The organism is Catellatospora sp. NPDC049609 (assembly GCF_040675365.1).
GTDB lineage: Bacteria > Actinomycetota > Actinomycetes > Mycobacteriales > Micromonosporaceae > Catellatospora.
Map to the genome: position 1 here is coordinate 1 of NZ_JBFAOU010000292.1, position 6,117 is coordinate 6,117.

Annotated in this window: 3 protein-coding genes; 2 read left to right on the forward strand and 1 reads right to left on the reverse strand. The window is 71.3% G+C overall.

The genetic code is table 11. The features are described from left to right. Positions 1-181: 181 nt before the first annotated feature. Positions 182-4,522: a S8 family serine peptidase gene (locus AB0J67_RS38580; protein WP_363490365.1), complete on the reverse strand. Its 4,341-nt coding sequence runs from the start codon at positions 4,520-4,522 to the stop codon at positions 182-184. Positions 4,523-4,899: 377 nt separating this feature from the next. Here AB0J67_RS38580 and AB0J67_RS38585 point away from each other — a divergent pair, with 377 nt between their 5' ends. After that, positions 4,900-5,388: a winged helix-turn-helix domain-containing protein gene (locus AB0J67_RS38585; RefSeq protein WP_363490367.1), complete on the forward strand. Its 489-nt coding sequence runs from the start codon at positions 4,900-4,902 to the stop codon at positions 5,386-5,388. A 456-nt stretch (positions 5,389-5,844) separates the two neighbouring features. Then, positions 5,845-6,117, forward strand: a 273-nt coding sequence (locus AB0J67_RS38590; RefSeq protein ID WP_363490369.1) for a hypothetical protein, incomplete at its 3' end; no start/stop codon positions are given.

A 6,117-nucleotide genomic window follows, 5' to 3' on the forward strand; every position in this document is an offset into this window, starting at 1 on the left:
GACAGCTTCACCGCTGGACTCCACCTCAGAGGCTCCATCATGTGGCTGAAACGCCTCGCCTTAACCACATGATCCGAACCCCGAACAGCTCCTAGGGCGGACCGCCGCGCCGACAATGGGACCGGCCCGCCCGGTCGTGAGACCAGGCGGGCCGGGATCCGTTCAGCCGACGGTCAGGCCGTCAGCAACCGATGGCGGACAACGCGAAGTCCTCCACCGTCGGGGTGGTGGTGTTGATCCGCGTCTGGCGCGTCTGGGGCTTCCAGCCGTCCTTGGCGACGATCAACGTCAGCGGGTTGTTCCGCCGGTCCATCCAGTAGGCGTACCTGCCGTCGGCGTCGGTGGCGAAGGTCCACGACATCGCCCACGAGTCGACCTGGACCACCGCACCGGCGATCGGCGCGCCGACCCCCTGGCAGTTGGTGCCGGTCACCGTGCCCAGCAGCTTGCCCCAGGTCTTCGGCGGGGTGACGTTCATCGTCACCGCGACCGGAGCGACCGTGTACGGCGTGTTCTCCTTGATCGCCACGGAGGCGGCGTAGGTGCCCGGCTGGTCGACGTTCGCCGTCAGCCCGACGGTGACCGTGACCTTCTGGCCCGGCGCCAGCGTCACCGCGCCCTTGTCGATCGTCAGCCAGCTGACGTCGGCCGCCGCCTCGGCGCAACCCTCGAACCCGGGCAGCGCCTCGCTGTCCGGCAGCGCGCTGAAATTGCCCGACGAGCCGCCGATCTTGTAGAAGCCGCACGCCGCGCCACCGCGGTAGCGCGCCGTGTTCGCGTTCGGCAGCGCCGACCACGAACCGGCCACCGGGTCGTACGCGAAACCGGCGTTGGTGATGGCCCCGCCCTGCGAACCACCGACCACCAGCAGCTTGCCGCTGGCCACGGCGAACGAGCTGGCCCAGTTGTCGGCCGGCGCGTCGGCGATGGCGGTCCAGGCGTTGGCACCCGGGTCGAAGGCGTAGCTCGCCTTCTGCGCCGCCGTGCCGTCGTTGCCGCCGGTGCAGTAGAGCACCCCGTCGATCCCGCCGCAGGAGGCGAAGGCCACCGACTTCGGGTAGTCGGCCACCGCCTCCCAGCTGTCGGCCGCCGGGTCGTAGCGGACCACGTCGTTCGACATCGGCGTGCAGCTCGACGTGGTGCAGCCGCCGATGGCGTACAGCTTGCCGTCGACGACCGCCTGGCCCGCCGCCGCGCGCGGCGCCGGGTTGTCGGCCTTCTCCGTCCACGTGTTCGCCGCCGGGTCGTACGACCAGGTCGTCGCGTCCGGGCCCGCGGCACCCCAGCCGCCGGTCGCGATGATCTTGCCCTGGAGCACCCCCACCGTCATGGCGTTGCGCGCACCGGGCAGATCGGCGATCGCCGACCAGGTCTGGGCCACCGGGTCGTAGACGAAGTTCTTCGCCGTCGACGCCGACCCGTTGCCACCCGCGATCGAGTACACCTTGCCGTCGAGGTTCACCACCCGGTTGTCCATCACGTTGGCCGGGTAGTCGGTGATGTCCGCCCAGGGGTCGGCCTGCGGCCGCACCGCGGGCGCCGCCGCGTTCGACGACATGCCCGACGACTTGGCGGCCAGCGACGTCGGCACGTCGAGCCGCTGCAGCGGCGCGCCCGCCGAGCCGAGGATCTCCTGCTTGCTCACCCGCGAACCGTCGGCCCGCAGCAGCTCGAACCCGCCGTCACGCTCGCTGAACGCGACGTCGACCGGCGCACCGCCGGTGTTGGTCACCGTGAACGTCCGGCTCGCCTTGCCGGTCGGCATCTGCAGCGTCGCGCTCACCGCGGCCGGCTGCACCGTCAGCCTGCCCGCCGCGAGCTGGAAGCTCGCCGCGGTGGACCAGTCGGCCTGCACGTCGACCTGCTTGCTCAGACTGACGTACCCCGCCGCCTTGGCGGTGAACGGGTGGCTGCCGGTCAGCGTGGAGAACATCCAGTAGAAGCCGTCGGCCAGGCCCGGGTCGTCCGGGGTCGCCGCGGTCGTGGCGCTGTCCGCGGGCCGGTCGTCGCTGGTGACGGTGGCGCCGTTGACGTAGCTTCCGTCGTTCTTGTCACGGACGTGCCCGAACACCAGGCCGCCGTCGAACGGCTCGCAGGTGACCGCGCTGCCGATCAGCACGTTGTCGACCTGCCACCACCACTCGAACGAGGCGTCGTAGTAGTGGAACCGGACCTGCACCTGCGACTGGCCCGCGGCCTGCGGGATCGGGATCTCCGTCGTCCGCGGCCCGCGCACGTCGCCGGCCTGACGCAGCAGGTTCGTCCAGGTGGTGCCGCCGTCGAGGCTGAGGTCGACGTCGGCGCGGTCGGAGCCGAGGTGGTTGAAGTCCTGGTTGAACCGGATGACCGGCGCCGTGACGGCGGTCAGGTTAACCACCGGGCTGACCAGCGAGGTGTTCTGGCTGCCGCCCAGGCCGTAGTCGTCGCTGTCGACGATGGCGAAGCCGCCGCTGCCGCCGGTCAGGTTGCCGCGCGCACCGTCGTCGGTGAACTTCCACACCTGCCCGGTGCCCGCGGTGTCCACCACGGACCAGCCCGCCGGCACGGACGTGCCGTTGAACGTCTCGTACTCCCCGTCGGAGCCGAAGGTGTAGCCGGGTGCGGTGCAGGTGGTGGCGTTCACCGGCAGGGCGGCGTTCACCACGACGTTGCGCGAGGCGACCGCGACCTCCTTGGTCACCGCCTGGTAGCCCGGGTACTGCGACTCGAACTTCAGGGTGTACGTCGACCCCGCCGGCAGCGTGACGCTGTAGCGGCCGTTGCCCGGCGCGGTGTAGTCGTACACGCCCGACGCGCCCTCGACGGTGACCTTCGCGTAGAGCGGCCAGCCGTGCCCGGAGCCGTCGGTGACCGTGCCGCTGACGGTGTAGCTCGCCACCGGCGCCAGCGCGAAGTCGACCGTGGTGGTCGCGCCGTCGGCGATCGCCGCGGGCTTCGTCGCGCCGGTGTACCCGAACGCCGCCGCCGCGACCTGGTAGTCGCCCACCGGCAGCAGGGTCGAGAACGTGCCCGCCGCGCCCGTGGTCACCTCGCGCGACACCGCGCCGGTGATCGTCACCGTGGCACCGGGCAGCGGGCTGCCGGTGGCCGCGTCGGTCACCGTGCCCGCCAGCGTGCCGGTGTCGCCGATCGGCGCCGCGTTCAACAGCGCCAGCGCGTCCAGCCGCCCCTCGCCGTAGACGTTGTTGTCGGCCGCGGTCCCGCCGCACTGGCTGTCGGCCTTGTCCACCGCGGCGCCGTTGAGCAGCGTGCGGGTCGCGTCGACCTCACCGACCAGCGCCGGAGCCGCCGACCACAGCAGCGCGATGGCACCCGCGAGGTGCGGGGCGGCCATCGAGGTGCCGCTGTAGCTCGCGTACGTGCTGCCCGGCACGCTGGAGCGCACGTTCACGCCCGGCGCGGAGATGTTGGGCTTGATCTCCCCGCTCTGCCCCGCGCCGCGCGACGAGAAGCCCGCCACGTTGTTGTTGACGTCGTACGCGCCGGCCGAGTAGTTGCTGACCAGGCTGCCCGGCGAGCCGCTGGTCTGGCACGCCGGCCCGCTGTTGCCGTTGGACCAGGTGCCGAAGATGCCCGAGGCCTTCCAGGCGTCGGTCACGTCCTCCATGAACGGCGCGTTGGAGGGCAGCTCGCTGCCCCACGAGTTGTTGATGATGTTCGGCCGCTTCGACGCGTCCGGGTTCTGGCCCGCCGCGTCGGTCGGCTCCAGCATCCACTCGCCGGAGGTGATCAGGGCGGCGTCACTGGGGCAGCAGCCGTTGGCCGCGATCCACTTGACGCCCGGCGCGACGCCGATCTGGTTGGCGCCGGCGGAGCCCGCCATGGTGCCCATCGTGTGGGTGCCGTGGCCGTCCTCGTCGCACGGGATGTCGCAGGCGCCGGCCGCGTCGAACCAGTTGTAGTCGTGGTCGAAGGTGCCGTCGCCGTTGTTGCCCCGGTAGGAGGCGACCAGCGCGGGGTGGTCGAACTGGACCCCGGTGTCGATGTTGGCGATGGTGATGCCCTCGCCCTGCACGCCGAACTGCGACCAGACGTCGTCGGCGTTGATGTTGGCGATGCCCCACTCGAGCGCGTTGACCGTCTTCTCGTCGGTGCCCTTGGTGGTCTCGGGCACCCGGTAGGCGACGGGGGCGTAGAGGCCCTCGACCTCGGTGTGGGCGGCGAGGTTCTGCGCCATGGACAGCGAGCCGCCGGTGACCCTGATGGCGTTGGTGGCCCAGAACGTCCGGTACTTCACGCCCGAGCCGTCCAGCTCCGCCCGGATCTTCTCCTGGCTCGCGATGGCGGTCTTGCGCAGCGCGTCGGCGACCGCGGTGCCGCGCTGCGCCCAGTCCTTGATGGTCGTGGCCTTGCTCAGGTCCGCTCGGTCCTTGAACCGGATCCAGAAGTCCCCTTCGCTCTTGGCCTGGAACTGCTTCACGAGCTCCGGTCGGATCTTGTCCTCGACCGCCGTGCCCGCCTCGCGGGGCACGGCCTGCGCGCCCGTGCCGAAACCGACCAGGCCGGTGGCGGCGAGGATCATCACCGCACCCGCGCTCACCAGTGTTCTGGCCGCCGGTCTCCCTTGCGGACGTCTGAACATAGGTCTGCCTCCCTCAGAACGACCCAGAATGACGTGGGCGATGCAGGGAGTGCAGGGGAATCGTCGCGACGGACCCGAGTCCGCGATCCTCCTCCATGCCCCCCGATACTCCGGGCGGGTCGCGCCGGTTGCCCGTTTGGACACTATGATCGAGCAAAACGGACGATCAATAGCTAGCCGTGAGCAAGTTGTCGTCAACATTGGCGACACGCTTGTCAATTCGCTGTCACGGCTGGGACGGACGCTGGGCGCAAGCCCCTCGACGCCGGGTGGGTGCGGTGACCGACGAAGACGAGACGGCCTCGACACGGTCCGATGTGGATGACGCAGCGTTCACGCTGCTGATCGCCGTCGCGCCGTCGCCGGCCGAACGGATCCGGCTCGCCGACCGCCTCGACGGCATCGCACCGCTGCTGCTGGTGGCCGACCTCGACGAACTGCGCCGGCTGATCGCGGCACCCGGGCGGCCCGCCGAGGCTCCCCCCGCCGCGACCGACACCGCCCTGGTCATCGACGTGGACCGGTCCAAGGCCCGCTGCGGCACGCGCGAGGTCGACCTGACCCGGCTGGAGTGCGACCTGCTGGCCTGCCTGACCAGCGAGCCGGTCCGGGTGTGGAGCTACGCCGAGCTGCACCGGTCGGTCTGGCGCGACGAGGACCGCGAGCGCAAGGCCGACGTGCAGTCCCTGGTCAAGCGGCTGCGCCGCAAGCTGTACGAGCTCGGCACCGGCGCGGCCATCGACGTCGTGCGGGGTGTCGGGCTGCGGCTGACCGACCGCCGCCGGCCGCGGATCGGCCGCGCGTGACTCCTGCCTGAATAGGGCAATCACGGCCGCCCGCCACGGCGCGCGGCGATGACAGCTTCATGACAGTTCCCTCACGTGGGGCGGTCGCGTCGGCCACGCCGTCCTAGGAACCTGGACGGCCGGGTCACCTGCCGGACTTCATCGAACGAACTGACGGTATTTACGCGGCTGAGCTGCATGCGGTCACGTTCGTGCTCGCCTCGTGCGGGTCGTGTGACGCGGTCGGTGGAGCGGCTGTCGGTGGTGCGTCGTTAGAAGGGTGCAAAGAGCGACAACCCGGGCTGGAGCGGAGAAGAAAATGATCACTGACGGTGGGGCCGGACGCCCGCATGCCGGTATCCCGGCCGGTCGCGCGCTCCCCCGTGCCGGTGGTCAGGTCCTCGCAGGGCCGGCTCGTGGCACCGCCGCGCGGCCGCTCGACGAACCGCGTACCAGCCGATCGGAAGGGTGTGACCGATGACCCCGCCCCCGTCGCCCCACTCGGGCCGCCCCTCGCCGCCGCTCGACGGCCCCGGCCGAGTCACGGGCGGGCCGGACCGGACCGTCCCCGCCGACCGGGACGCCCGCGGCGTCTTCGCCGACCGCGACGTGCGGCGCGGCCCGGCGCCGGTGCGGCCGCCCGCGGGACACACGCACGGTCCGGGCAGCGTGCACGGTCCGTTGTTGTCCGACATGTCGTGCTCGGCCGAGGTGATGAAGCGCTTGACGCCCTCGATGTGCCAGGAGCCG

Excerpts from the sequence above, each read along its gene's own strand:
- AB0J67_RS38580 (WP_363490365.1), bottom strand. The coding sequence starts at position 4,522 with ATGATCCTCGCCGCCACCGGCCTGGTCGGTTTCGGCACGGGCGCGCAG.